Annotated in this window: 23 protein-coding genes; 8 read left to right on the top strand and 15 right to left on the bottom strand. The window is 63.9% G+C overall.

Annotation, left to right across the window (positions count from 1 at the left end; translation table 11 throughout):
* Positions 1–4: 4 nt before the first annotated feature.
* On the bottom strand, positions 5–1330 hold the full coding sequence (ugpB, locus tag P3T42_RS32695) for a sn-glycerol-3-phosphate ABC transporter substrate-binding protein UgpB (protein WP_074301519.1): 1326 nt from the start codon (positions 1328–1330) through the stop codon (positions 5–7).
* 312 nt (positions 1331–1642) lie between these two features.
* On the opposite strand from ugpB, the gene P3T42_RS32690 reads away from it, so the two are divergent.
* On the top strand, positions 1643–2608 hold the full coding sequence (locus P3T42_RS32690) for a glycerophosphodiester phosphodiesterase family protein (RefSeq protein ID WP_429308372.1): 966 nt from the start codon (positions 1643–1645) through the stop codon (positions 2606–2608).
* A 130-nt stretch (positions 2609–2738) separates the two neighbouring features.
* On the opposite strand, the gene ychF is transcribed toward P3T42_RS32690, so the two are convergent.
* On the bottom strand, positions 2739–3833 hold the full coding sequence (gene ychF / locus P3T42_RS32685; protein WP_074301521.1) for a redox-regulated ATPase YchF: 1095 nt from the start codon (positions 3831–3833) through the stop codon (positions 2739–2741).
* Between the two features lie 297 nt (positions 3834–4130).
* Between ychF and P3T42_RS32680 the strand changes: the two genes are divergently transcribed.
* From P3T42_RS32680 to P3T42_RS32665, 4 genes are all read left to right on the top strand, one after another.
* The gene (locus P3T42_RS32680) at positions 4131–5303 is read left to right on the top strand and encodes a UbiH/UbiF family hydroxylase (protein ID WP_074301522.1); all 1173 of its coding nucleotides are present in this window, start codon (positions 4131–4133) and stop codon (positions 5301–5303) included.
* Positions 5304–5437: 134 nt separating this feature from the next.
* Positions 5438–6166 carry a DsbC family protein gene (locus P3T42_RS32675; RefSeq protein WP_074301523.1) on the top strand — a complete coding sequence of 243 codons (729 nt, stop codon included), beginning with the start codon at positions 5438–5440 and terminating at the stop codon, positions 6164–6166.
* An 82-nt stretch (positions 6167–6248) separates the two neighbouring features.
* Entirely contained in the window at positions 6249–8039 is a 1791-nt protein-coding gene (locus P3T42_RS32670) for a M61 family metallopeptidase (protein WP_429308371.1), read from the top strand.
* Positions 8040–8202: 163 nt separating this feature from the next.
* On the top strand, positions 8203–8799 hold the full coding sequence (locus P3T42_RS32665) for an FMN-dependent NADH-azoreductase (RefSeq protein ID WP_074301525.1): 597 nt from the start codon (positions 8203–8205) through the stop codon (positions 8797–8799).
* Positions 8800–9013: 214 nt separating this feature from the next.
* Here P3T42_RS32665 and P3T42_RS32660 read toward each other — a convergent pair whose 3' ends face one another.
* The 8 genes from P3T42_RS32660 to rpe all read right to left on the bottom strand — a co-directional run bounded on the left by P3T42_RS32660 (position 9014) and on the right by rpe (position 16402).
* The gene (locus P3T42_RS32660) at positions 9014–9853 is read right to left on the bottom strand and encodes a uracil-DNA glycosylase (protein WP_429308370.1); all 840 of its coding nucleotides are present in this window, start codon (positions 9851–9853) and stop codon (positions 9014–9016) included.
* Between the two features lie 127 nt (positions 9854–9980).
* Positions 9981–10610 (bottom strand): CYTH domain-containing protein, encoded by a 630-nt coding sequence (locus P3T42_RS32655; RefSeq protein WP_074301527.1) that lies wholly within the window; start codon positions 10608–10610, stop codon positions 9981–9983.
* A 25-nt stretch (positions 10611–10635) separates the two neighbouring features.
* On the bottom strand, positions 10636–11421 hold the full coding sequence (gene trpC, locus P3T42_RS32650) for an indole-3-glycerol phosphate synthase TrpC (protein ID WP_429308369.1): 786 nt from the start codon (positions 11419–11421) through the stop codon (positions 10636–10638).
* A gap of 19 nt (positions 11422–11440) precedes the next feature.
* Positions 11441–12472, bottom strand: a complete 1032-nt coding sequence (gene trpD / locus P3T42_RS32645) for an anthranilate phosphoribosyltransferase (RefSeq protein WP_429308368.1) — start codon at positions 12470–12472, stop codon at positions 11441–11443.
* Between the two features lie 17 nt (positions 12473–12489).
* A complete protein-coding gene (locus tag P3T42_RS32640; protein ID WP_074301530.1) occupies positions 12490–13083 on the bottom strand; it encodes an aminodeoxychorismate/anthranilate synthase component II in 594 nt (197 codons plus the stop codon).
* Positions 13084–13096: 13 nt separating this feature from the next.
* On the bottom strand, positions 13097–14590 hold the full coding sequence (gene trpE / locus P3T42_RS32635) for an anthranilate synthase component I (protein WP_074301531.1): 1494 nt from the start codon (positions 14588–14590) through the stop codon (positions 13097–13099).
* Between the two features lie 385 nt (positions 14591–14975).
* Positions 14976–15716: a phosphoglycolate phosphatase gene (locus P3T42_RS32630; RefSeq protein WP_429308367.1), complete on the bottom strand. Its 741-nt coding sequence runs from the start codon at positions 15714–15716 to the stop codon at positions 14976–14978.
* On the bottom strand, positions 15713–16402 hold the full coding sequence (rpe, locus tag P3T42_RS32625) for a ribulose-phosphate 3-epimerase (RefSeq protein WP_074301533.1): 690 nt from the start codon (positions 16400–16402) through the stop codon (positions 15713–15715). Before rpe ends, P3T42_RS32630 begins: the two co-directional genes overlap by 4 nt.
* 210 nt (positions 16403–16612) lie before the next feature.
* On the opposite strand from rpe, the gene apaG reads away from it, so the two are divergent.
* Together apaG and mltA are read left to right on the top strand one after the other, a co-directional pair.
* Entirely contained in the window at positions 16613–16987 is a 375-nt protein-coding gene (gene apaG, locus P3T42_RS32620; RefSeq protein ID WP_074262575.1) for a Co2+/Mg2+ efflux protein ApaG, read from the top strand.
* 88 nt (positions 16988–17075) lie between these two features.
* Positions 17076–18305: a murein transglycosylase A gene (gene mltA, locus P3T42_RS32615; RefSeq protein ID WP_429308426.1), complete on the top strand. Its 1230-nt coding sequence runs from the start codon at positions 17076–17078 to the stop codon at positions 18303–18305.
* Positions 18306–18427: 122 nt separating this feature from the next.
* Here the strand turns inward: mltA and paaK are convergent, their stop codons facing one another.
* The 5 genes from paaK to paaN form a co-directional block, all read right to left on the bottom strand.
* Complete coding sequence (paaK, locus tag P3T42_RS32610) at positions 18428–19732, bottom strand: phenylacetate--CoA ligase PaaK (protein WP_429308366.1); 1305 nt, start codon at positions 19730–19732, stop codon at positions 18428–18430.
* 78 nt (positions 19733–19810) lie between these two features.
* The gene (gene paaI / locus P3T42_RS32605) at positions 19811–20272 is read right to left on the bottom strand and encodes a hydroxyphenylacetyl-CoA thioesterase PaaI (RefSeq protein WP_074301535.1); all 462 of its coding nucleotides are present in this window, start codon (positions 20270–20272) and stop codon (positions 19811–19813) included.
* A gap of 1 nt (position 20273) precedes the next feature.
* Positions 20274–21065 (bottom strand): 2-(1,2-epoxy-1,2-dihydrophenyl)acetyl-CoA isomerase PaaG, encoded by a 792-nt coding sequence (gene paaG, locus P3T42_RS32600; RefSeq protein WP_429308365.1) that lies wholly within the window; start codon positions 21063–21065, stop codon positions 20274–20276.
* A 52-nt stretch (positions 21066–21117) separates the two neighbouring features.
* Complete coding sequence (gene pcaF / locus P3T42_RS32595; RefSeq protein ID WP_429308364.1) at positions 21118–22320, bottom strand: 3-oxoadipyl-CoA thiolase; 1203 nt, start codon at positions 22318–22320, stop codon at positions 21118–21120.
* Between the two features lie 128 nt (positions 22321–22448).
* Positions 22449–24149 (bottom strand): phenylacetic acid degradation protein PaaN, encoded by a 1701-nt coding sequence (gene paaN, locus P3T42_RS32590; RefSeq protein ID WP_429308363.1) that lies wholly within the window; start codon positions 24147–24149, stop codon positions 22449–22451.
* Between the two features lie 137 nt (positions 24150–24286).
* Here paaN and P3T42_RS32585 point away from each other — a divergent pair, with 137 nt between their 5' ends.
* Positions 24287–25063: an enoyl-CoA hydratase gene (locus tag P3T42_RS32585; RefSeq protein ID WP_074301539.1), complete on the top strand. Its 777-nt coding sequence runs from the start codon at positions 24287–24289 to the stop codon at positions 25061–25063.
* The last annotated feature ends 101 nt before the right edge of the window (positions 25064–25164 follow it).

Genomic DNA, 25164 nt, shown 5'->3' with positions numbered 1-25164 from the left:
ATGCTTAACTACCGGCTTTCTCGAAACGCCGCAGCAATTCGTCACCGCGCGAGACCGCGGAGTCGAGGGCTTCCTTAGGCGTCTTCTTCTCCGCCCAGACCTGCTCGAGTTCCTCGTCGATGATCGTGCGGATCTGCGGCATGTTGCCCAGACGCAGACCCTTGGTGAACGGCAGCGGCGGTTTGTTGAGCATCTGCTTGATGGCGGTGTCGCTGCCCGGATTCTTCGCGTAGAAGCCCTGCTGCTGCGTCAACTGATAGGCTGCGGTGGTGATGGGCAGATAGCCGGTGTCCTGATGCCATTTGGCCGCCACTTGCGGCGTGGCCAGGTAGGCGAGGAATTTCGCTACGCCCTTGTAGACTTCCGGATCTTTACCGGACAGCACCCACAGGCTCGCGCCACCGATGATGGCGTTCTGCGGCGCGCCTTTCACGCTGGCGTCGTAGGGCATCATGCCGGTGCCGAAGTCGAACTTGGCGTACTTCTTGATGTTGGCAAGCGAACCCGACGAGTTCGTGATGATGCCGCAGTCGCCGCTATAGAACTTCGACACCGGTTCGTCCTTGCGGCCGACATAGCTGAACGTGCCTTCCTTCGCCATGTCCTGCAGGAACTGGATGTGCGCGATCTGCTGCGGCTTGTTGAATTCGAGTTGGGCGTCGGCGCCGTCGAAACCGTTGTTCTCCGTCGCGAACGGCAGGCCATGCCAGGCACTGTAGTTCTCGAGCTGGATCCAGCTCTGCCAGCCCGACGAATAGCCGCACGACATGCCCGACGCCTTCAGCTTCTGCGCATCCTTGCGCAGTTCGTCCCACGTGCGCGGCGGCTGGTTCGGATCGAGCCCGGCCTTCTTGAACGCGTCCTTGTTGTAGTACAGGACCGGCGTCGAGCTGTTGAACGGCATGGAGATCAGCGCGTCCGTTTTGGAGTCGCTGTAGTAGCTCGCGATGGTCGGCACGAAGGCCTTTTCGTCGAGCGGCACGCCGGCCTGCTTGAATACCTCGGACACCGGAATGACCGCCTTCTTGGCCTGGATCATCGTGGCGGTGCCCACTTCGTACACCTGCAGGATTGCCGGCGCGTTGCCGCTGCGATAGGCGGCAATGCCGGCCGCGAGCGTCTGGTCGTACGAGCCTTTGAAGACCGGCACGATCTTGTAGTCGCTCTGCGAGGCGTTGAAATCATTGGCAATGACGTTCAGGCGCTCGCCGAGGGCGGCTTCCATGGCGTGCCAGAACTGGATTTCCGTCGCGGCCTGAGCGGCCTGATTGGCGCCGACGGCGAAAACTGCCGCCACGGCGAGCGTACGGAACAGGGGTTTGCAACTCATCTATGGTCTCCTTGGTCGGAAGGCACTTAGCCTAGGGTTGCGCGATTCTAGTTGGGCTCGATGACAGCCAGAAGTAGTGTTTTGTTCTCTTCGCACCGTGCCTGACGTTTCGTGCAGGACGGTCGCGCCGGATTGGCCGCGGCCGGCTGCAGCGGCGCTGGAAGCCGCAATGTAACACTGGCCAATTTGAAACAGAAGCGAGCCGGCGGAGGACGCCGCCGAAGCTGAGCGGATGCGGGCGCCGTCTTGTTTTGAGATGGGTGAACCTTAAGATGGATGTCCCAGTCCCACCCGTTCTAGTCAGGAGTCCAGATGCCACGTTCAATTTGCGTTGGGTTAGTTTTTGCTTTCTGTTCCGCGTTGCTGAGCGGTTGCGCAGCGCCTTCTGCCGCGTCCAGGGAGGCAGCGGTGACCTCATTGCCGGAGATCGTCGCCCATCGCGCCGGCACGGGCGATGCACCCGAGAACACGCTGGAGGCGATTCGCCTTGCGCTCGGGCATCACGCCGACGCGATGTGGTTGAGCGTACAACTAACTAAGGATGGCGTGCCGGTGCTGTACCGGCCGGCGGATCTGTCGGCGCTGACGAATGCCAGCGGACCGGTGTCCGCGCATACCGCGGCGGAGCTTGCCCACGTCAACGCCGGGTGGAGTTTCAGTCGGACTGGCGCCGACGGGGTCCAGGTCTATCCGTATCGCGACCGGCCAGTTGGCATTCCTACATTGCGTGAAGCGTTGCGCGCCATTCCGGTGACGATGCCGGTCATCCTCGATATGAAGGCGCTGCCTGCCGAGCCACAGGCGCAGGCGGTCGCGCGAGTGTTGAGCGAGGAAAACGCGTGGTCGCGCGTGAGGCTTTATTCGACTGAGGCCGAGTATCAGCGCAGCTTTGCGGCTTATCCGCAGGCGCAGTTGTTCGAATCGCGCGACGCCACGCGCACCCGTCTGGTGCGTGTGCTACTCAATGAGGGCTGTGTCGACGCGCCGGCTGCACATGCAAGGGCCGCGTTCGAGTTGCATCGAACAGTGACAGTGGTGGAGGCATTCACGCTGGGCGAGGGGCGCTCGGAGGTGAACGCGACGCTTTGGACGCCCGCGACTGTGGCGTGCTTCCGGCAGCGGCCGGATGTGCATCTTGTCGCGATTGCGGTGAACAACGCGGACGACTATCGCGCGGCGGCGTGTCTCGGGATGGACGCGGTGCTGGCGGATTCGCCGGCGAAGATGACGGCGATTCGGGCGGGGATCAGGTTGCCGTTGCGGTGTGTCACCGACTGACACTCAAGGAGTACCGATGACGCGCACTATTCGCTTGCTAGCGTGCGCCTTCAAAGAAAAACCCCGTAAGTGCGCAAGGCACTACGGGGTTTTCTACGCCATGGCGTGACGAATCAGCCCGGGCTGGCCGTTAAACGTTGAACAGGAAATTCATCACATCCCCGTCGTGCACGACGTACTCCTTACCTTCCGCGCGCATCTTGCCGGCTTCCTTCGCGCCCTGTTCGCCCTTGTAGGTCACGAAGTCATTGAACGCAATGGTTTGCGCACGGATGAAGCCGCGCTCGAAGTCGGTGTGAATCGCGCCCGCAGCCTGCGGTGCCGTGTCGCCAATATGGATCGTCCACGCGCGCACTTCCTTCACGCCTGCCGTGAAGTACGTCTGCAGGCCGAGCAGCTTGAAGCCCGCGCGGATCACGCGGTTCAGGCCCGGCTCTTCCATGCCGAGGTCGGCGAGGAACACCTGCTTGTCTTCGTCGTCCAGATCGGCGATTTCCGCTTCGATAGCCGCGCACACCGCGACGACCGGCGCCTTCTCGGCGTCCGCGAACTTGCGCACCGCATCCAGATGGGGGTTGTTCTCGAAGCCGCTTTCCTTCACGTTGGCGACGTACATGGTCGGCTTGGCGGTGATCAGACAGAACGGCTTCAGCAGCACCTTCTCTTCATCGGACAGGTCGAGCGCACGCACCGGCTTCGCCTGGTCGAGCTGCGCACGGACCTTTTCCAGCACGGCGGCGAGCTTGATGGCTTCCTTGTCGTTGCCCGACTTGGCGGCCTTCGAGTAACGCGTGAGCGACTTTTCGACCGTGGCCAGATCGGCGAGCGCCAGTTCGGTGTTGATGACTTCGATGTCCGACAGCGGATCGACCTTGCCGGCGACGTGAATCACGTTGTCGTCTTCGAAGCAGCGCACCACGTGCGTGATGGCGTCGGTTTCGCGGATGTTGGCGAGAAACTGGTTACCGAGGCCTTCGCCCTTGCTGGCGCCGGCCACGAGGCCGGCGATATCGACGAATTCCACCACGGCCGGCAGGATGCGCTCGGGCTTGACGATGTCCGCGAGCGCCTTCAGGCGCGCGTCCGGCACTTCGACGATGCCGACGTTCGGTTCGATGGTGCAGAACGGATAGTTCTCGGCGGCAATGCCCGCCTTGGTCAGCGCGTTGAACAGGGTGGACTTGCCGACGTTAGGCAGGCCGACGATGCCGCATTTGAGGCTCATGGAGTTTCTCTAGAAATCAGTGGGTTGCGTCGTGTGTCGGGTCGTCAGGTGAGGGTGCCGGGGGCACTCATCAAGACGCTGCCGCGCAGCGCAACGGGACGAGACAGCGCAGCAAATCGGGGCGTTGGCTCAACGATTCTGTGCGGGTTTTGTCACGGAAGCCGCAATTGTAACTCTTTCAGGCGGCCCGCCCACCGGCGGAGCGTGGAAGACGGGCGCCGGCGTGAGCCTCCAGCCGGCCCAAATGCCGCATTTCCCGATCCGGCCCCGCCACCCCCCCACGGCTATAATGTGTGCATGACTGCACACCTTCAGACCTTTGACGTCGCCGTGATCGGCGGCGGGCTCGTCGGCAAGACTGCGGCGCTTGCGTTGACGCAAGGCGGCTTGCGCGTGGCGCTCCTCGCGCAGCCCTGCGCGCCGCTGCCGGCCGGCGCGGCTTTCGACGCGCGGGTCTACGCCCTGTCCGCCAGTTCGCAGGCCCTGTTGGAACGCTTGCGGGTCTGGCAGGCGCTCGACACCTCGCGCCTCGGCCCCGTCTACGACATGCGCGTCTATGGCGACGCCCACGCCGAGCTCCATTTCTCGGCGTTCCAGGCATCCGTGCCGCAGTTGGCGTGGATTGCGGAGTCGTCGCTGATCGAGCGCGCACTTGATGCCGCGCTGCGCTTCCAACCCAATCTGGAATGGATCGACACGCGTGCCCAAGGGCTCGACGTCAAGCCTGACGGCGCGACCATCGGCCTTGCCAACGGCAAGGTGCTGGAAGCGGATCTGGTGGTCGGCGCGGATGGCGCCCATTCGTGGGTGCGGGCGCAGATCGGCTCCAAGGTCATCCGGCGCGACTACAAGCAGACCGGCGTGGTCGCCAATTTCAAGGCTGAAAAGCCGCACGGCGAGACGGCGTACCAATGGTTCAAGGACGGCGAGATCGTTGCCTTGCTGCCGCTGCCTGACGGACACGTTTCGCTCGTCTGGTCGGCGCGCACCGAGCATGCGGACGAACTGCTCGCGCTCGATCCGGCGCAACTGGCTGCGGAAGTGGAGCGCGTGACTGGCGGCCAGGTCGGTGCGCTCGACTGCGTGACGCCCGCGAAGGGCTTTCCGCTTGCGCTGCAAACCGTCGACCGGCTCGTGGCGCCGCGCGTCGCGCTGGTGGGCGACGCGGCGCATCTGATTCATCCGCTCGCCGGCCAGGGCATGAACCTTGGACTGCGCGACGTCGCGGCGCTGGCCGACACGGTCGCCGGCAAGGAAGCGTTCCGCGATCTCGGCGACACCGTATTGCTGCGCCGTTACGAACGGGCGCGCCGTGAGGACATCCGCGCGCTGATGGTCGCTACCGACGGCCTGCAAAAGCTCTTTTCGGTGCCCGGCCCGGTGGCTCGCGTGCTGCGTAACACCGGTATGGCTTTCGTGGGGGCGCAGCCGCTGCTCAAGCGCTGGCTGGTTTCGGCGGCGCTGGGGTAGGGGTTGTAGCCTGTTCGGTCCGCCACATTAGGCCGGCGGCGCGCGAGTATGATGAACGGATGGGCCGCACGCCTGTCCGAGACGTACAGATCGAAGACGCGTGACGCGTGTTCGAATGAACCAGGGAATTCAGTATGAAAAAGCACTTCCGTATCGCCGCGCTTGCATTGACCGTGGCCATTGCGACGCTCGGTTGCTCCGCGCAGGCCGACCAGGTTACCGACAAGCTCAAGACCACCTTGCAGGCGCGCCTCGGTGACGACGCAACCATCAAGAGCATCGCGAAGTCGCCGATCGCCGGCTTGTACGAGGTCAACCTCGGCACGCAGATCGTGTATAGCGACGCCAACGGCGACTATCTGGTGCTGGGCGATATCGTCGACGCGAAAACCCGCAAGAACCTGACCGAAGCGCGTCTGTCCGAAACCAACCGGATCGACTTCGCCAGCCTGCCGTTTGCGAACGCGGTGAAAGTCGTGAAGGGCAACGGCAGCCGCAAGATCGCGGTGTTCTCGGACCCGAACTGCCCGTATTGCAAGCAGCTCGAAACCACCCTCAAGTCGGTCGACAACATCACGGTGTACACCTTCCTGTATCCAGTGCTGTCGCCGGATTCGGCGGTGAAATCGAAGTCGATCTGGTGTTCCACCGACCGCGCCAAGGCCTGGGAAGCGTGGATGCAGGACCGTCAGGCGCCGACCGCCGCCGGCACGTGCGACACCGCCGCCATCGACAAGAATCTCGCCCTCGGCCACGCCATGAACGTGGACGGCACGCCTACCGTATTCCTCGCCGACGGCCGCCGCCTGCCGGGCGCGGTGCCGGCCGACCGGCTGGACAAGGAACTCGCCGCGGTGCATTGAGCATCGCGCATCGTCAGACAGGAGGCGCACTTTGCGCCTCCTGCCGTTTCAGGCCCCCTCATTCTTCTAACCACCCTCGCAGATGAAGCCGATCCGCTACAGCATCGTTCCGAAGCAACCCGCCGCCCACCTCTTCGAAGTCACCGTCACGGTCACCGATCCCGATCCGTCCGGTCAGCGTTTCATGCTGCCGGTGTGGATCCCCGGCAGCTACATGGTGCGCGAGTTCGCCCGCAACATCGTGACGCTGCGCGCCTTCAACGAGGCTGGCCGCAAGGTGCGCGTCGAAAAGACCGACAAGCACACGTGGCAAGCGGCGCCGGTCAGCGGTGCGCTGACGCTGCGCTACGAGGTCTACGCCTGGGACCTGTCGGTGCGGGCGGCGCATCTGGACGATACGACCGGCTTTTTCAACGGCACCAGCGTGTTCCTCGCGGCGGTCGGCCACGAAGATGCCCCGTGTCTCGTGGATATCCAGAAGCCCGCCGGTCCGGCTTACCGGAACTGGCGCGTCGCGACGGCGCTGCCGGAGGCGCGCGGTACCAGGCGCTATGGCTTCGGCGAGTACAGCGCGCAGAACTACGACGAACTGGTGGACCACCCGGTCACGCTCGGCGAGTTCGCGCTCACCACCTTCAAGGCGCACGGCGTGCCGCACGACATCGTGATTGCCGGCCGTGTCGTGGCGCTCGACATGGCGCGCCTCGCCGCGGACCTGAAGCGCATCTGCGAAGCCCAGATCGCGCTGTTCGAACCGAAGTCGAAGAAAGCGCCGGTGGAGCGCTATGTGTTCATGACCCAGGCCGTGAGCGACGGCTACGGCGGTCTCGAACACCGGGCTTCGACCGCGCTGATCTGCAACCGCACCGATTTGCCGGTGGAAGGCCGCCCGCAGACCACCGAGGGTTACCGGACCTACCTCGGCCTGTGCAGCCACGAGTACTTCCACACCTGGAACGTGAAGCGCATCAAGCCGGCCGCCTTCGCGCCGTACGACCTGACGCGCGAGAACTACACCTCGCTGCTGTGGCTGTTCGAGGGGTTCACGTCCTACTACGACGATCTGATCCTCGTGCGCAGCGGCCTCATCAAGCCCGAAGAGTATTTCTCGCTGCTCGGCAAGGTAGTGGGCGGGGTGCTGCGCGGCAGCGGCCGCCTGAAGCAGACCGTCGCCGAAAGCTCGTTCGATTCCTGGATCAAATACTACCGGCAGGACGAGAACGCGCCGAACGCCATCGTCAGCTACTACACCAAGGGCTCGCTGGTCGCGCTGGCGTTCGATCTGTCGATTCGTGCCCAGACCGGCAACCGCAAGTCGCTTGACGACGTGATGCGCCTCTTGTGGCAGCGCTTCGGTCGTGACTTCTATCGCGGCAAGCCCGTCGGCGTGACCGAGAACGAAGTCGAGGCGCTGTTCGCCGAGGCAACCGGCGCCGAGCTGGGTGCGCTGTTCGAGCAGGCGGTGCGCAGCACACGCGACCTGCCGCTCGACACGTTGCTCGAACCGTTCGGCATTTCACTCGCACCGGAGGCGGACAGGAACGCCAGGCCGTCGCTGGGCGCACGCCTGCGCGGCGGGGCGGATTGCACGCTGGCCGCCGTGCATGACGGCAGCGCGGCGCAGAAAGCCGGCCTGTCGGCGGGCGACGTGCTGGTGGCGATCGACGGCCTGCGCGTCACTGGCGCGAATCTTGACGCGCTGCTCTCGCGCTACCTGCCGGGCGCGAAAGTGGAGGTTCACGCGTTCCGCCGCGACGAGCTGCGCACCGCGCAAGTCAAGCTGGACGGGCCTGAGGTGTCGCGCTACACGCTTGCCGTCACCGACAAGCGCACGGCGGCGCGCAACTGGCGCGAGCGCTGGCTGGCGGGCTGAGCGCGGCGAAATGCGGTTGGGGCCTGCTTAAATCCCGGAATTCGGCGGCGGATTGTTCTACCCTTGCAACAATCCGTCGCTGCGGAATGGCTTTTTCGCGGACCAGTAAAAAAACACAATGGCTCCACTCGCGCAACACTGCGCGCCCCAACTGGAGTCAACCATGACCACGATCCTGCAAATCAACTCGGCAGCCCGCTCGCAAGGCGCGAACTCGACGCTGCTCGTCAACGAACTGACGGAAAAGCTGCAACAATCGAATCCGGGCGCGAAAGTCGTCGTCCGCAACCTGCAAGCCGAACCGCTGCCGCATCTGGACGACGCCGTCCTTGGCGCGTTCTTCACGCCCGCTGACCAGCGCACGCCGGAACAAGCCGCCATCGCTGCACGTAGCGAAGCGCTGATCGCCGAACTGCAAGCCGCCGACGTCGTCGTGATCGGCGCACCGATGTACAACTTCGGCATCTCGTCGCAACTGAAGACGTACTTCGACTTCATCGCACGCGCCGGCATCACGTTCCAGTACACGGCGAACGGTCCGGAAGGCCTCGTGAAGGGCAAGAAGGTGTTCGTGGTATCGGCACGCGGCGGCAAGTACCTCGGCACGCCGAACGACAGCCAGACGCCTTACCTGAAGAGCTTCCTCGGCTTCCTCGGCATGACGGACGTGAACTTCATCTACGCTGAAGGCCTGAACATGGGCCCGGACGCCGCTTCCGCCGCGCTGGCTGGCGCACGCGAAGCGATTGCTGCTGCGTAAGCATGGCGGAACGGTCGAGGTCCGCGTCGCGGATCTGGGCTGTTGACCGTTGACCGTGACGATGCGGCTGCTTTTAGTAAGCGGCGCGCGCTGCGGGGCATAAAGAAACGCCACGGAAGTTATGGGCTTCCGTGGCGTTTTTGTTTCTGCGGCTGTTTCGTCGTTGCCGGTTTGGGTCACGCGGCGTTGCCGCGTCCGGTTCGCGCGGGCGTGCTTAAGCGAGCATCTGCGCTTCGTCGGGCAAGCGCCAATCGATCGGCTGACGGTGGTGCTCGCTGAGATACGCATTGGCAAGCGCAAAGTGCCCGCAGCCGAGAAAGCCGCGGTGTGCCGAGAGCGGCGACGGATGCGGCGCCTCCAGCACGTAATGCGATTTGCCGCCGAGCAGCGCCCGCTTGGCCTGCGCGTGCGCACCCCACAGCATGAACACCAGTCCATCGTGGCGCGTTGCCAGTTCGTGGATCAGCGTGTCGGTGCATTTCTCCCAGCCGCGTTTCGCGTGGCTGGCCGCTGCGTCGCGTTCGACCGTCAGCACGGTGTTCAGCAGCAGCACGCCCTGTTTCGCCCAGGCATCGAGGCAGCCGTGACGCGGCGGCTCGTGGCCCAGACTCGCGGCGATCTCCTTGAAGATGTTGCGCAGCGACGGTGGCGGCCGCACGGCCGGCGGCACGGAAAACGCCAGCCCGTGAGCCTGCGGTGTGCCGCGGTCCTCGCCGTGGTACGGGTCCTGGCCGAGGATCACTACTTTGACTTCGTCCGGGCTGGTGAGTCGTAGAGCGCGGAACACGTCGGCAGGATAGACCGTCTTGCCGGCGGCACGCTCGCCATCGACGAAACGGCACAGCGGCGCGTAAGCGTCGCTGTCCGTGAACGGTCGCAGATGCGCGCGCCATGCGGGCGGCAATGCGTCGAACTGGGCTTCGAGCGAGAGCGGCGGAGCCGATTGCGCGGAGGGCGGTAACGGCGTTTGCGGTGCAGCAACCGGATTAGACGGTTCGTCGCCAAACAGCGAGGTTTGCGACGACGGAGAACGGGTGCGGGAGGCAGAGGTCATGACGCGCAAGTGTCGCAGCAAACGGGGCGTAGCTCAAGACGCACATGGGGTGCGCGGTTGTGGTCGCGAGGCACCCATGGCAAACCAACAGCACGCCAGCCGTCATCCGCAAGCGCGGAGGTGGCGCCTACTGTTGTTCGCGCAGTCGATACCCGCGCTGAGCCTTGCTGATATTGTCCGGGGCAAGACCGGGCACGTGTGCGCGGAGCTCATCGGCCAACGCATGCAACGCCGCCTCGTCACCGCTCTTCAACTCCAGCTCGACTTCGAGAATCGGCGCGCGCCGCGTCTCACCGTTGACCTTGGCGATCACTTCGCCCTGATCGATCGCGGCTTCGATCGTCGTGTCATGGCTGGTCACTTGCCACAGCGTCCGGGTGAAATTGGTGCGGAACAACTCGATCAGATCCGGCGCGGCCCCGCGCAGCGCCGCCGCGACTGTGGGTTCGTCGCAGGCCTGCAGCAGGGTCTCGATTTCCAGCGCTTCGCCCGCGATCGGCATTTCCCACTCGTGCCGGCTATGCATGCCGGCGCTCGCCTCGCCAGCCGTCTTGAAGGTCTGCAGCCAGCCGTCCGGCGTGTGGCGCAGGCGCAGCGCGCTTTTCGAGCGTGCCAGCGTCAAAACCGGCGTGTCGAAGTAGATGTTCGCCAGCGCGACCGGATGCCCTGCGGCGCCGGTGCGCGCGACGAACCAGCGCGTCGCCGCGCTCAACTGCTCAGCAGGCAGTGCCAGCTTGATTTCACGTTCGATGCCCATGGCGGTGGTTTCCAGGCAGGTCAGATCAGAAAAACATCCGCGCAAGTTCCGAACCCGGCTCGTCGGCGCGCATGAACGCTTCGCCGACGAGGAACGTGTGCACGTCCATCTCGCGTAAGCGGTCCACGTCCATGCGCGACAGGATGCCCGACTCGGTGACGACGATGCGATCGTCAGGGATCGATTCGAGCATGCCGATCGTGGTTTGAATCGACGTCTCGAACGTGCGCAGGTTGCGGTTGTTGATGCCGATCAGCGGAGTCTTCAGCGTCAGCGCTTCCATCAGCTCGTCCTTGTCGTGCACTTCCACGAGCACTGCGAGCCCCAGCGAATGTGCAAACGCTTCGAGGTCCTGCATTTGCGCGGTTTCGAGTGCGGCGGCGATCAGCAGGATCGCATCGGCGCCCATCGCGCGCGCTTCGACGATCTGATACGGATCGATGATGAAGTCTTTGCGCAGCACCGGCAGGTCGCAGGCGGCGCGCGCCTCTTCCAGATAGGCGGTGCTGCCCTGGAAAAACTGCACGTCGGTGAGGACGGACAGGCAGGCCGCGCCATGTTTCGCGTACGAACGGGCGATGTCAGCCGGCACGAAATGCTCGCGCAGCACGCCTTTGGACGGACTCGCCTTCTTCACTTCGGCGATCACCGCGGCGTGACCGGCGGCATGTTTGGCGCGCAACGCGCCGACGAAGTCGCGCTTGTCGCGCGCCGAGGCTTCGAGGCGCAGTGCTTCGAACGGTGCGCTCAGTTCGGCCGCACGGACCTCTTGGCGCTTGACGTCGATGATGCGTTCCAGAATGTCGCTCATAGGTCTCTCGATACGGAATTTAGTGCTTGAATTGCCGGGTGAAGCGAACCAGATCGTCGACTTTCGAACGAGCCTTGCCGCTTGCTATCGCTTCGCGGGCCAGTTCGATGCCGTCGGCAATCGACGCCGCCACGTTCGCCGCATAGAGCGCCGTGCCCGCGTTGAGCGTGACGATTTCACGCGCGACGCCGGGCTTGTTGTCGAGCGCTTCGAGCAGCATCAGCTTGGACTCGGCGGCGTCCGCCACTTTCAGCGTGCGGTTCGACACCATCTGCATGCCGAAATCCTCAGGGTGAATCTCGTACTCGTGCACTTCGCCGTCGCGCAACTCGCCGACCTGCGTCGCCGCACCAAGCGAGACCTCGTCCATGCCGTCCATGCCGTAGACGACCAGCACGTGTTTGGCGCCGAGGCGCTGCATCACGCGCACCTGGATGCCGACGAGGTCCGCATGGAACACGCCCATCAACTGGTTGGGCGCGCCGGCCGGGTTGGTGAGCGGGCCGAGGATGTTGAAGATGGTCCGTACGCCGAGTTCGCGGCGCACCGGCGCGATGTTCTTCATGGCCGGGTGATGGTTCGGCGCGAACATGAAGCCCATGCCGGTTTCAGCAATGGATGCCGCCACCTGTTCGGGCTGCAGATCGATATTGACGCCTAGCGCTTCGAGCACATCCGCGCTGCCCGACTTGCTCGATACGCTGCGCCCGCCGTGCTTGGCGACCTTGGCGCCGGCTGCGGCGGTGACGAACATCGTCGCCGTGGAGATGTTGAAGGTGTGCGCACCGTCGCCGCCGGTACCGACGATATCGACAAAGTTCGAGTTGTCCTGCACCTCCACGTGCCGGGCAAATTCACGCATCACCGTGGCGGCCGCGGTGATCTCGCCGATGGTCTCTTTTTTGACGCGCAGGCCCGTAATGATGGCGGCTGCCATCACCGGCGACAGTTCGCCGCGCATGAGGAGCCGCATCAGATGCAGCATTTCGTCGTGGAAAATCTCGCGGTGCTCGATCGTGCGCTGCAACGCTTCCTGAGGGGTAATCGTCATGATGTCGCCTCGGGTGATCAAGCGTTGCGCTGGGCCGACGCGGCCTTCGACTGCTTCACGAAGTTCTCGAGCAGTGCGTGACCGTGTTCCGACAGAATGGATTCCGGGTGGAACTGCACGCCTTCGACGGCCAGTTCCTTGTGACGCACGCCCATGATCTCGCCGTCGTCGGTCCATGCGGACACTTCGAGGCAATCGGGCAGCGACTCGCGTTCGATCGCGAGCGAGTGATAGCGCGTCACGACGAAGTGCTTCGGCAGGTCGGCGAAGACGCCTTTGCAGTCGGTTTCGATCGTGCTGACCTTGCCGTGCATGATGGTCTGCGCGCGCACCACGCGGCCGCCGAATGCTTCGCCGATGGCCTGATGGCCGAGGCACACGCCGAGAATCGGCGTCTTGCCGGAGAATTCGCGCAGCACGTCGAGCGTGATGCCGGCATGTTGCGGATTGCTCGGTCCCGGCGACAGGCAAATGCGCTCCGGGTTGAGCTTCGCGATTTCGTCCAGCGTGATTTCGTCATTGCGATAGGTCCGTACGTCTTCGCCGAGTTCGCCGAAGTACTGGACCAGGTTGTAGGTGAATGAGTCGTAGTTGTCGATCATCAGCAGCATGGTCTGTCTCCGGTCAGAAGTCGCTATCGAGGCCGTCTTGCACCTGCTCGGCGGCGCGCAGCACTGCGCGTGCCTTGTTCTCGGTCTCTTGCCATTCGGATTCGGGCACCGAATCCGCGACGACACCCGCTGCCGCCTGCACATACAGATTACCGTTGCTGATCACGCCGGTGCGGATCGTGATGGCCAGATCCATCTCACCGGTGAACGACAGGTAGCCGACCGCGCCGCCGTACAGGCCGCGCTTCACCGGCTCGAGCTCGTCGATCAGTTCCATCGCGCGGACCTTCGGCGCGCCGGACAGCGTGCCGGCCGGGAAGGTGGCGCGCAGCACGTCGAAATTGGTGGTGCCGGGCTTCAGCTTGCCTTCGACCGAACTCACGATGTGCTGCACGTGCGAGTACTTTTCGATCACCATCTTGTCGGTCACGATCACTGAGCCGATCTGCGCGATGCGGCCCACGTCGTTGCGCGCGAGGTCGATCAGCATGACGTGTTCGGCGATTTCCTTCGGATCGTTCAGCAGTTCGGTGGCGAGTTCGGCGTCGCGCTCCGGCGTGTTGCCGCGCGGACGGGTACCGGCGAGCGGACGGATGGTGACGATGCGATCTTCGCCGCGTTTTTCCTGACGCACCAGAATTTCCGGCGACGCGCCGACCACGTGGAAGTCGCCGAAGTTGTAGTAGTACATGTACGGCGACGGATTCAGCGAACGCAGCGCGCGGTACAGGGAGAGGGGATTGTCGCGATACGGTTTCGTCAGACGTTGGCCGACTTGCACCTGCATCAGCTCGCCGGCGGCGATGTATTCCTTCGCCTTGCGCACGGCGGCCAGATAGTCGTCTTTGGCAAATTCGCGGTAGGTCTCGGTGCGCACGCTGGCGGACGTCACCGGCGGCTGCACGGTCGTGCGCAGGCGCTGGCGCAGATCGCGCAGACGCTGCTTGGCGCGGGTATAGGCCTCGGGCGTGGTCGGATCCGCGTAGACCACCAGATACAGCTTGCCCGCGAGGTTGTCGATCACCGCGACTTCTTCGGTCAGCAGGAGCTGGATGTCGGGCAGGTTCAGATCGTCCGGCGGCGCCGTGTGCGCGAGCTTTTTCTCGATGTAGCGCACCGCGTCATAGCCGAAGTAGCCGGCCAGACCGCCTGCGAAACGCGGCAGTCCCGGCCGTTGCGCTACTTTGAAGCGGCCCTGGAACTGCTGGATGAATTCGAGCGGATCGCCCTCGTGCGTTTCGACGACCGCGCCGTCCCGCACCACTTCCGACACGCCATTGCGCGTGCGCAGCAGGGTGCGAGCCGGCAAGCCGATGAACGAATAGCGGCCGAACCGCTCGCCGCCCACCACCGATTCGAGCAGGAACGAGTTGGCGCCGTTGCGCTCGGGTTGCGCGAGCTTCAGGTACAGTGAGAGCGGCGTTTCGAGGTCGGCGAGCGCTTCGGCGATCAGCGGGATGCGGTTGTAGCCCTCGTTCGCGAGGGACTGGAATTCGAGTTCGGTCATGTTCCGATCCTGTTTCATAGGTCCGGGCGCGGCGTGCGTCGGACAAAGCGGGGCGATGCGCTGTCGGCGTGGCCGGCTGGGCGAAACCTGGTCTTGTCTCGTGGTGCTAAGGACAAGGTTAGGCCAACCGGCGCGAGCTTTCCCGCGAAGCATCCAGGTTACAGGCGTGCCACGGTACCCGGGGTACACGACGGCCGCATGAACCGATGCGACGAAAGCTGATGGGAAAGGCGCGTGAGCGCAGCGAAGCAAAAAACGGTGCCGAAGACGAGCTTCAGCGTACCTCAGGAGAGGTTAGCGCGACCAGCGACGCCAGGGCCAGGCTCCCCGGTCGATGCTGCTCAGACTCCGTTTTTTGTTCAGAAACATGAGGATGAAGGACTTGTTAAGTCGATGTAGGGTGTACTGCTTGGTGCGCTGCGATCGCCTTGGCGGCGTCCAGCAGCGAGGCAACTATACCATCCGATTTTATTGTTTGTATAGCCTGGCCATGGTTGTAGCCGTAGGGGACGGTGAGCGTTGCCATGCCCGCCGCGCGGCCGGCCAGCGCGTCGTTTTCCGAGTCGCCGATCGCCACTGTGGCCTCGGGCGCGACGTGCAACTGGGCGCAGGCGGTCAGCATGGGCAGCGGATCGGGCTTCTTTTTCGCCAGGCTGTCGCCGCCGAGCACGACGCTGAAATAGCCGATCAGCCCGTATTGCCGCAGCAGTTCCATGGCGAAGCGGTGCGGCTTGTTCGTGACGCACGCGAGTTCGAGGCCGGCGTCGCGCATGGCGATCAGCCCCGCCTCGACGTCCGGGTACAGACGCGTGTGGCGGCCATTGATCCGGGCGTACTCTTCCTGATAGATCGCGAGCGCCTCGTCGAAACGGTCCTGCGCGTGGGCCGCCTCGAAGCGCGGCGCGAGCACGCTGCGGATCAGGTGTTCGGAACCCTTGCCGACATAGCCCACCACTTCCTCACGCGACGTTTCCGCTGCGTCGAGCTGGGCCAGCATGCCGTTCAGGCCGGCGGTGAAGTCGTCCGCGGTGTCGATCATCGTGCCGTCGAGGTCGATGATCGCCGCGCGGATACGCGGTCCGGTGAATACCGGCGCGGGAAATTGCGGCGCGGCGCTGGTGGTCATGCCTGTTGCCCGACTTTTGCCAGTTCGGCGCGCATCTCGGCGATCACCGTCTTGTAGTCGTGATGGCCGAAGATCGCCGAGCCGGCCACGAAAGTGTCCGCGCCCGCTGCCGCGATTTCGGCGATGTTGTCGATCTTCACGCCGCCGTCCACTTCCAGATGGATCTCGCGGCCGGTCTTCTCGTTGTACGCGTCGATGCGCTTGCGGGCTTCGCGCAGCTTGACGAGCGCCTCGGGGATGAACGACTGGCCGCCGAAACCCGGATTCACCGACATGATCAGCACCAGATCGACCTTGTCCATCACGTAATCGAGGTAGCTGAGCGAGGTGGCGGGATTGAACACGAGACCGGCCTTGCAGCCGTGGTCGCGGATCAGCGACAGCGTGCGGTCGATGTGGTCCGAGCCTTCAGGGTGAAAGCTGATCACGTTGGCGCCGGCTTTGGCGAAGTCGGGCACGATCCGGTCGACGGGGCGCACCATCAGATGCACGTCGATCGGCACGTCCACGTGCGGGCGCAGCGCTTCGCACACCAGCGGGCCGATGGTCAGGTTCGGCACATAATGGTTGTCCATCACGTCGAAGTGAATCCAGTCGGCGCCGGCGGCGACGACATTGCGAACTTCTTCGCCGAGCCGCGAGAAGTCGGCCGACAGAATGCTGGGAGAGATGCGGAATTGCGTCATGGCAGGGGGCGGGCGGTAGGCGGAAAACGCTATTTTACCGTCTTGTGGGCCTCGAAGCCTTGTCCAGATGGGATTGCCCGGTTGCGGGCATGCCCTGCATGGGCCAGAATGCGGAACCATCGTAGTGGGCTTTGCCGGCGTGCCTGAAAGCATTGGCGCCCGGGCCTCTCGCAGACTTTCACGAGATTGTTTCACCAGACCGGAATCAGGATGAGCCAGTACGAATTCAGCGTAGCGGCGCAGGTACAGTACCTGCCCGACGAGTCGGACCCGGAGCGCCGCCAGTATGCGTTCGCCTATACGCTGACCATCCGCAATAGCGGTCAGGTTCCGGCACAACTGATTGCGCGCCATTGGGTGATCACCGATAGCGACAAACACGAGCAGGAAGTGAAAGGGCTTGGCGTGGTCGGCCATCAGCCGCTGCTCAAACCCGGCGAGCAATTCGAATATACGAGCTGGGCGGTGATCGCGACGCCGGTCGGCACCATGCGCGGGGAGTATTTCTGCGTGGCCGAAGACGGCGAGCGTTTCGAAGCGCCGGTGCCCGAGTTCGTGTTGCGCATGCCGCGCACGCTGCATTGAACCGGCGGCGTCGCACGCGGTCTTTAAACTGCTTTAGCGTTGTTTGTCGCGGTTTGCTTTGTTCTTGCCGGACGACATATAGACAATGATGAACACCAGCAGGAAGAGCGCAACCAGCAATTCCGGCACGAACATGAGCATCGGGTATTCGTCGAACAGATCAGACATGGCGGTTTCCATCAAGAACGAACATTGTATGCGTCTGGCCGGCAAGGCCGCCGGCTGGCTGGGGGCGCTTTCCATCGCGGTGTTGCTGGCTTCGTGCGGCGGTAGCGGTGTTGTGCGGACTTCAGCGCCGCCCACCGGCGCCGCGATCATCCCAGGGCAGATCGCCTCGGCGCGGCTTACGCAGGTAGCGTGGCAACAGGTGCCGGGCTGGCAAGACGACTCGCTGATCGGCGCGACGGCCGCACTACGGCAGAATTGCCTGCGGCTCGCCCGTCAGCCGAACTGGCAGCGCGCTTGCGCGGCGGCCGAGCAGATCGACGATCTGGATCTGACCAGCGCCCGTGCCTTTTTTGAAGCCTATTTCACTCCGTATCAGTTTGCCAATACCGACGGCACGCTCGACGGTCTCGTGACCGGCTATTACGAGCCGTTGCTGCGCGGCTCGCGCACCCGGCATGGGGTTTATCAGACGGCGCTGTATCGCTGGCCGGCGGGTTATCGCACGGGCGGCGAGTTGCCGAGCCGCGCGCAACTCGAGCGCTCAGGCGTGCTCGATGGCAACGAACTCGTGTGGGTCGACGATCCCATCGAAGCTTTTTTCCTGCAGGTACAAGGCTCGGGGCGAGTGGTGATGGAAGACGGCAGCGTGATGCGGCTCGGTTTCGGCGGCACCAATAACCAGCCGTATAAGTCGATTGGGCGCTGGCTGCTGGATCGCGGCGAACTGACGCCCGCCCAGGCGACGATGCAGGGCATCAAGGCGTGGGCTCGCGCCAATCCGACGCGCGTCGACGGCTTGCTGGATACCAATCCGCGCTTCGTGTTCTTCCGCGAGATGCCTTCGGGCGAGAGCGTTCCGGGCGGTGGTGCTGATGGTCCGATCGGTGCGTTAGGCGTGCCGTTGACGCCGGAGCGCTCGATCGCGGTCGACCCGTCGTCGATCCCGTTGGGAACGCCGGTCTTTCTGCAGACGACCCGTCCGCTGACCAATTCGCCGATGAACCGCCTGGTGTTTGCGCAGGACACCGGCTCTGCGATCAAGGGTGGTGTGCGTGCCGACTATTTCTGGGGTTTGGGCGACGACGCGGGCGATCTGGCCGGCAAGATGAAGCAGGCCGGGCGGATGTGGTTGTTGTTGCCGAATTCGTGATGCACCCGCGCCTGCACCCGCACCCGCCCTGCACTTGCAGCCGCGGCAGGTCCAACGCCGCCAGCGAGCGCAAATAATGAGCGGTGCTTGAGCCGGAACCGGCTCAAGCACCGCCGGCACTCTCAGGCGCTCACCTTCCGCTTGTCGACCACTCGCCGCGCCTTCCCCACCGACCGCTCAATACCGTTCACCGCCAACACGTTCACAACAGCACTAATTCCGATCAGGGCCTTGATGTCGTAAGTCAGCGCCTGCTTTGCCGTACTCAGCGCGGCAGTGTCGGGCGCCGTCTCGGGGCAGGGTTCGACGTTGAGGGTCAGCACATCCAACGGACCCTCTTTCGTCAGAACGATCTGGTAGTGCGGTGCAAGCGCATGCTGCTTCAGCAGTAGTTCTTCGATCTGTGTCGGGAAGACGTTCACGCCGCGCACGATCATCATGTCGTCCGAACGGCCGGTGATTTTCTCCATCCGGCGCATCGTACGCGCGGTGCCGGGCAGCAAACGTGTGAGGTCACGCGTGCGGTAGCGGATGATGGGCAGCGCTTCTTTCGTGAGCGACGTGAACACCAGCTCGCCCAGTTCGCCGTCCGGCAGCACCTCGCCGGTTTCCGGGTCGATGATCTCCGGGTAAAAGTGATCTTCCCAGATGGTCGGACCGTCCTTGGTTTCGGCGCATTCCGAGGCCACGCCCGGGCCCATCACTTCGGACAGGCCATAGATATCCACCGCATCGATGCCCATGCGTTTCTCGATGGCGCTGCGCATGTCGTTGGTCCAGGGCTCGGCCCCGAAGATGCCGATGCGCAGCGAAGACTGAGCCGGATCGATGCCCTGTCTTTCCATTTCATCGGCGATCGACAGCATGTAGCTCGGCGTCACCATGATGATGTCGGGCCAGAAGTCCTGGATGAGCTGGACCTGCTTTTCGGTCTGGCCGCCGCCGAACGGGATCACGGTCAGACCCGCGCGTTCCGCGCCGTAGTGGGCACCCAGTCCGCCCGTGAAGAGGCCATAGCCGTAGCTCACATGCACCTTGTCGCCACGCCGTGCGCCGGCGGCGCGGATCGAACGGGCGACCACGTTGGCCCACGTGTCGATATCCCGCGCCGTGTAGCCGACCACCGTCGGCTTACCCGTCGTACCCGAAGAGGCATGGATCCGCGACACCTGTTCCTGCGGGACGGCGAACATGCCGAAAGGGTAGTTGTCGCGCAGATCCTTCTTGGTCGTGAAGGGGAAACGCGACAGGTCTGCGAGCGTTTTCACCTCACGTGGATGGACCCCGGCTTCATCGAACTTGCGCCGATAGACCGGCGAATTCTCGTAAGCGTGCGTGAGCGACCATTTCAGCCGCTCGAGCTGGAGGGCGGCGAGTTCGTCGCGGCTCGCCGTTTCTATCGGCTCGAGCGGGAGCGTGGTGTTCATCGAGTGTCTCCTTGCTTCTTCAGAATGGGGTGCAGTGCGCGCGGTTGGGTTGGGATGGGCGCGTGCGAGCTGCAGGGTTCAGCTTTCGGTCGGGATCAGGTTGCCTTTGATCTGCGCAGATTTGCCGCGAAACATCGCGACGGTTTCGCCTGCGCGATTCGTGACGCGAATGTCGTAGATGCCGGTGCGCCCGCTTAGCGTCTGCTCCACGGCCTCGGCGGTCAGCACGTCGCCGCCTGGCACCGGACGCAGAAATTCGATCGAGCAACCTGACGCCACCGTGTTGATGTTGTAGCTGTTGCACGCGAACGCGAAGGTGGAATCGGCAAGCGTAAAGATCAGGCCGCCGTGGCAGATCTGATGACCGTTGAGGAAGTCCGCGCGTACGGCCATGCGCAAGCGCGCGTAACCGGGCCGAACTTCCAGCAGTTCGAGTCCTAGCGCGCGGCTGCAGGCATCGGCCGCGTACATGGCCTCAGCCGTGGCGCGGGCCAGTTCGTCGGGCGACAGCGCTGCGCTGCGATCGGGTTGAGTCGACATGTCAGCGGCCCTCGAAACGCGGTGCACGTTTTTCGATGAAGGCTTGCACGCCTTCAGCGTAGTCGCGGGATGCGCCTAGCTCACGCTGCAGATCGCGCTCGAGGTCGAGCTGCTGATCGAGCGTTTGCGTAGCGCCGGCGCGCATGGCCTGCTTGATCGCGGCGATTGCGCGGGTTGGCTGTTGGGCGAGCTGGGCGGCAAGTTTGGCCGCTGTGGCGGCGAGGTCCGCGTCATCGACCACCTGCCAGACGAGTCCCCAGCTTTCGGCCTTCTCCGCGCCCAGCTTGTCGCCGGTAAGGGCGAGGCCGAGTGCGCGGGCCATACCGACGCGCTGCGGCAGGAACCATGTGCCGCCTGAATCGGGTACGAGGCCGATTTTCACGAACGCCTGAATGAAACTGGCCGAGCGCGCCGCGAGCACCAGGTCGCAGGCGAGTGCCAGATTGGCGCCCGCGCCTGCCGCCGTGCCGTTTACTGCGGCGATTACCGGCAGGGGCAACGCCTGAAGCCGGCGGATCAGCGGATTGAAATGCTCGTCGATCAACTCGCCGAGGTCCGTCATTGCGCCGGGCGTGAAGTCCAGGTCGGCGAGGTCCTGGCCCGCGCAAAAGCCGCGGCCGGCGCCCGTCAGCACGAGAGCACGCGCACCGGCGACGACGACTTCGTCGAGCGCGGCGCTGAGCTCGCGATGCATCGACCGGGTGAAGCTGTTGAGCTTGTCGGGGCGGTTCAGCGTCACGGTGGCGACGCGGCTCGAAGCGTCGAAGTCGACGCGGATCGCTTCATATGACATCGGTTGTCTCCTCCTGGCTATTGGATAGCCTTGCAGCGAAATACGGTTTGCGTCAGACCCGCTCGATGGCCAGTGCAATGCCCTGGCCTACGCCAATGCACATCGTGCACAGCGCAAACCGGCCGTTGATGCGTTCGAGTTGATAGAGCGCGGTGGTGATAAGCCGCGCGCCCGAGGCGCCAAGCGGGTGACCGAGGGCAATGGCGCCGCCGTTCGGGTTGACGCGCGGATCGTCGTCGCGCAAGCCGAGCGTGCGCAGTACCGCCAGCCCTTGCGAGGCGAAGGCTTCGTTCAGTTCAATCACGTCGAATTGCTCGAACGACATGCCGAGTTGCTTCAGCAGCTTTTGCGTAGCCGGAGCGGGCCCGATGCCCATGATGCGCGGCTCGACCCCGGCCGTTGCCATACCGATGACGCGCGCCCGGCGGCGCAGCCCGTATTGATCGGCCGCAGCCTGATTGGCGAGCAACAGGGCGCAGGCGCCGTCGTTCACGCCCGACGCATTGCCGGCGGTTACGCTGCCGTCGGGCCGCACCACGCCTTTGAGCTTGCCAAGTGCTTCCAGTGAGGTCTCGCGGGGATGCTCATCCAGCGTGACTCGAATCGGCTCGCCTTTCTTCTGTGCGATCTCGACCGCGACGATCTCTTGCGCGAGCGTGCCGTCGCGTTGTGCTTGCGCGGCCTTTTGCTGGCTACGCAGGGCGAACGCGTCCTGATCGGCGCGGCTCACGCCGAACTCGATCGCAACGTTCTCAGCCGTTTCGGGCATCGAGTCGACACCGAAGTCGCGCTTCATGAGCGCGTTGACGAAGCGCCAGCCGATCGTCGTGTCATGAATTTCGGCTTGCCGCGAGAACGCGCTGGTTGCCTTGCCCATCACGAACGGCGCACGCGTCATGCTCTCCACGCCGCCTGCGATCATCAGGCGTGCTTCGCCCGCCTTGATGGCGCGAGCGGCGGTGCCAACCGCATCCATGCCGGAACCGCAGAGCCGGTTGATGGTGGCGCCGGGTGCGTCCGTGGGCAAACCGGCGAGGAGGGCGGCCATGCGCGCGACGTTCCGGTTGTCTTCGCCGGCCTGATTTGCGCAGCCGTAGATCACGTCGTCGAGCGCGCGCCAGTCCACACCGGGGTTGCGTTCGATCAGCGCCTTGATCGGCACCGCACCCAGGTCGTCGGCGCGGACATCTTTCAAGGCGCCGCCGTAGCGGCCGAACGGGGTGCGAATCGCGTCGCAGATGAAAGCGTCGTTCATGCTGGATTCCTGCTGATGGCGAACCGGGCTGGAATGCCGGTCTCGTGTTTCATCTTAGTTGCGGCAGGTCGGGCGTTCCATTCGGCCAAACGGCCTAAGACGCATCGACCCTTTTCGTCCTATATCTTTCAGCCGACTGCCACCGGGGCCGCTTTCGGTTCAACATGAACGCGACTTTGAACGACGCGGAAGCGGTTTGCGACGAATGCGGCATCGGCCAGCGCGGCGTTGGCGGCCGGGTTCGCGCCGGTGCCGTGGAAATCGGAGAAGGCCGCCGACTGATTGACGAACACGCCACCCGTCAGATTGATGGACAGCGCAACGCCGCCGCGAATCGATGCTTCATGGGCAGCTTCGATAACGGCTTCGTCAATGCTGTACACCGACAACGTTAGCGCACCGTGTTCTGCGGCGAGCTTGCCGGCAAGCTCGAGCGACTGCGCCGTCGAATCGGTTGCGATGACGAACGAGATCGGACCGAACCATTCCTTGGTGAATTTTGCCGAGTCGATAGCCGCATCAAGCTGCAGGACGAGCGGCGTGCGTACACGTGCACCCGCAAAAGCGGGGTGTTCGAGCGATTGACTCTCGACCAGTACGTGGCCCAGCGTGCGGGCTTCCTCGATGCGCTGCACGACGCCGTCATTTTGGATCGCGCCGAGCAATTCGACTGCGCGAGCGGGGTCGGCAACCAGTTTTTGCACGGCGTCGGCGAGCGCTTGCGCAACTGCGTCGAAGCTGAGCGTGCCGTCGGCGGTGCGGATGCCGTCACGCGGGATGTAGATGTTTTGCGGAGCAGTACACATCTGACCGGAATAGAGCGCCAGCGAGAAAGCAATGTTCCGCGCGACGGCCTTGATGTCGGCCGCCGAGTCGATCACGATCTGATTGACGCCGGCTTTCTCCGTGTACACCTGCGCCTGGTGAGCATGGCGTTCGAGCCAGGTGCCGTTTTGCGTGCTACCGGTGAAGTCGATCAGTTTGATCTCGGGGCGCAGCGCGAGATCCTGGACGAGCGCGCCGTCGTTCGGGTTGGTTGCGAGCAGGGTCACGACGTTCGGATCGAAACCGGCTTCGCGCAAGACGTCACGTGCGATGCGTACGGTAATTGCCAGCGGCAGGATGGCGCCTGGGTGGGGTTTGACGATGACTGCATTGCCCGTTGCCAGATCGGCGAAGAGGCCCGGGTAACCGTTCCACGTCGGGAAGGTGCAGCACCCGAGTACGAGCCCGGTGCCGCGCGGTACGACTGTGTAGCGCTTGTGCATCGCGAGCGGCGGGTTTTTGCCTTGTGGCTTTTCCCAGTGCGCGTCAGCCGGGATTCGGCGCAACTGGTCCCACGCGTACACGACCGCCTCGAGCGCCCGGTCCTGGGCATGCGGCCCGCCTGCCTGGAACGCCATCATGAACGCCTGACCGGTGGTGTGCATGACGCTGTAGCCGATCTCGAAGCTCGCACGGTTCACGCGCGCCAGAATTTCGAGGCTCACGCCGGCCCATGCCTGCGGGCCGGCAGCGCGCCAGCTCGCTTGTGCGGTGGCAGCGGCCGCAAGAAGGGTGTCTGGGTCAGCTTTGGGGTAGCGGATGCCGAGCGGGAAGCCAAACGGGGAAACCTCAGCGCCGACGGTTTCCCCGGTAGTGGGTTGGTCAAGTTCGAAGGTCTGATTCAGGAGCGCCTTGAACGCTGCCTCACCATCGGCGTTCGCTGTTTCCCCGTACACTTTCGGACTGGGCATCTCGGCGAACGGGCTCCAGTAGCCGCGCGTCTCGATGGCGGCGAGCGCCTTTTGCAGCGTGTCTTCGTGCTTGGAAAATAGCGGATGTGTCATGGCAAAAGTGGAGGCTGAAGGTTAGGAGAAACCTTGTCGAATAATTGACCGACCGGTTGGTTGGTGAATGTTAGCATTATTAAGACGGCGGCGCGAAGCGTTTTCGTGCGACGTACTCTTCATACAAAGGAGGCTGCATGGCTTACGAGAATATTCTGGTCGAGACCCGTGGACGGGTCGGTCTTGTCACGCTGAATCGCCCGAAAGCGCTGAATGCGCTGAACGATGCGTTGATGGATGAGTTGGGCGCGGCTCTGAAGGCCTTCGACGCGGACGAGGGAATTGGGGCGATCGTCATCACGGGCAGCGAAAAGGCGTTCGCCGCTGGCGCCGACATCGGCATGATGGCGACCTACACCTATATGGATGTCTACAAGGGTGACTACATCACCCGTAACTGGGAGACCGTGCGCTCAATCCGCAAGCCGATCATTGCGGCGGTCGCAGGCTTCGCGCTTGGCGGCGGATGCGAGCTGGCGATGATGTGCGACATCATCCTGGCCGCAGATACGGCCAGGTTTGGCCAGCCGGAAATCAAACTCGGCATCATGCCCGGCGCGGGCGGCACGCAACGGTTGCCGCGCGCAGTGTCGAAGGCGAAGGCCATGGATCTTTGCCTGACGGCGCGCTTTATGGATGCGGCCGAAGCAGAGCGCGCGGGATTGGTGTCGCGGGTCGTTCCCGCCGCGTCGTTGCTCGACGAAGCGGTTGCTGCTGCGGCGACGATCGCTGAATTTCCGTTGCCCGCAGTCATGATGGTCAAGGAGTCGGTGAATCGTGCCTATGAAACGACGCTTGCAGAGGGCGTCCATTTCGAGCGGCGGCTGTTCCATTCGCTGTTCGCAACCGAGGATCAGAAGGAAGGGATGGCTGCCTTCGTGGAGAAGCGCAAGCCGGTGTTCAAGCATCGGTAACAGGGCTATCAAAATAACGCTTGCCAGGCCCGGGTGGGGTCGCTAGAATCTCGTTCTTTCGCGTTCCGGACACCGGAGCGCGGGGACGGGAGAGCCAGCAG

It is taken from the genome of Paraburkholderia sp. GAS38 (assembly GCF_050434965.1).
GTDB lineage: Bacteria > Pseudomonadota > Gammaproteobacteria > Burkholderiales > Burkholderiaceae > Paraburkholderia > Paraburkholderia phenazinium_A.
Note: the sequence above shows the minus strand (reverse complement) of the source record. Positions and strands in the feature narration are given on the sequence as shown.

Excerpts from the sequence above, each read along its gene's own strand:
- ugpB (WP_074301519.1), bottom strand. The coding sequence starts at position 1,330 with ATGAGTTGCAAACCCCTGTTCCGTACGCTCGCCGTGGCGGCAGTTTTC.
- P3T42_RS32690 (WP_429308372.1), top strand. The coding sequence starts at position 1,643 with ATGCCACGTTCAATTTGCGTTGGGTTAGTTTTTGCTTTCTGTTCCGCG.
- ychF (WP_074301521.1), bottom strand. The coding sequence starts at position 3,833 with ATGAGCCTCAAATGCGGCATCGTCGGCCTGCCTAACGTCGGCAAGTCC.
- P3T42_RS32680 (WP_074301522.1), top strand. The coding sequence starts at position 4,131 with ATGACTGCACACCTTCAGACCTTTGACGTCGCCGTGATCGGCGGCGGG.
- P3T42_RS32675 (WP_074301523.1), top strand. The coding sequence starts at position 5,438 with ATGAAAAAGCACTTCCGTATCGCCGCGCTTGCATTGACCGTGGCCATT.
- P3T42_RS32670 (WP_429308371.1), top strand. The coding sequence starts at position 6,249 with ATGAAGCCGATCCGCTACAGCATCGTTCCGAAGCAACCCGCCGCCCAC.
- P3T42_RS32665 (WP_074301525.1), top strand. The coding sequence starts at position 8,203 with ATGACCACGATCCTGCAAATCAACTCGGCAGCCCGCTCGCAAGGCGCG.
- P3T42_RS32660 (WP_429308370.1), bottom strand. The coding sequence starts at position 9,853 with ATGACCTCTGCCTCCCGCACCCGTTCTCCGTCGTCGCAAACCTCGCTG.
- P3T42_RS32655 (WP_074301527.1), bottom strand. The coding sequence starts at position 10,610 with ATGGGCATCGAACGTGAAATCAAGCTGGCACTGCCTGCTGAGCAGTTG.
- trpC (WP_429308369.1), bottom strand. The coding sequence starts at position 11,421 with ATGAGCGACATTCTGGAACGCATCATCGACGTCAAGCGCCAAGAGGTC.
- trpD (WP_429308368.1), bottom strand. The coding sequence starts at position 12,472 with ATGACGATTACCCCTCAGGAAGCGTTGCAGCGCACGATCGAGCACCGC.
- P3T42_RS32640 (WP_074301530.1), bottom strand. The coding sequence starts at position 13,083 with ATGCTGCTGATGATCGACAACTACGACTCATTCACCTACAACCTGGTC.
- trpE (WP_074301531.1), bottom strand. The coding sequence starts at position 14,590 with ATGACCGAACTCGAATTCCAGTCCCTCGCGAACGAGGGCTACAACCGC.
- P3T42_RS32630 (WP_429308367.1), bottom strand. The coding sequence starts at position 15,716 with ATGACCACCAGCGCCGCGCCGCAATTTCCCGCGCCGGTATTCACCGGA.
- rpe (WP_074301533.1), bottom strand. The coding sequence starts at position 16,402 with ATGACGCAATTCCGCATCTCTCCCAGCATTCTGTCGGCCGACTTCTCG.
- apaG (WP_074262575.1), top strand. The coding sequence starts at position 16,613 with ATGAGCCAGTACGAATTCAGCGTAGCGGCGCAGGTACAGTACCTGCCC.
- mltA (WP_429308426.1), top strand. The coding sequence starts at position 17,076 with ATGAACACCAGCAGGAAGAGCGCAACCAGCAATTCCGGCACGAACATG.
- paaK (WP_429308366.1), bottom strand. The coding sequence starts at position 19,732 with ATGAACACCACGCTCCCGCTCGAGCCGATAGAAACGGCGAGCCGCGAC.
- paaI (WP_074301535.1), bottom strand. The coding sequence starts at position 20,272 with ATGTCGACTCAACCCGATCGCAGCGCAGCGCTGTCGCCCGACGAACTG.
- paaG (WP_429308365.1), bottom strand. The coding sequence starts at position 21,065 with ATGTCATATGAAGCGATCCGCGTCGACTTCGACGCTTCGAGCCGCGTC.
- pcaF (WP_429308364.1), bottom strand. The coding sequence starts at position 22,320 with ATGAACGACGCTTTCATCTGCGACGCGATTCGCACCCCGTTCGGCCGC.
- paaN (WP_429308363.1), bottom strand. The coding sequence starts at position 24,149 with ATGACACATCCGCTATTTTCCAAGCACGAAGACACGCTGCAAAAGGCG.
- P3T42_RS32585 (WP_074301539.1), top strand. The coding sequence starts at position 24,287 with ATGGCTTACGAGAATATTCTGGTCGAGACCCGTGGACGGGTCGGTCTT.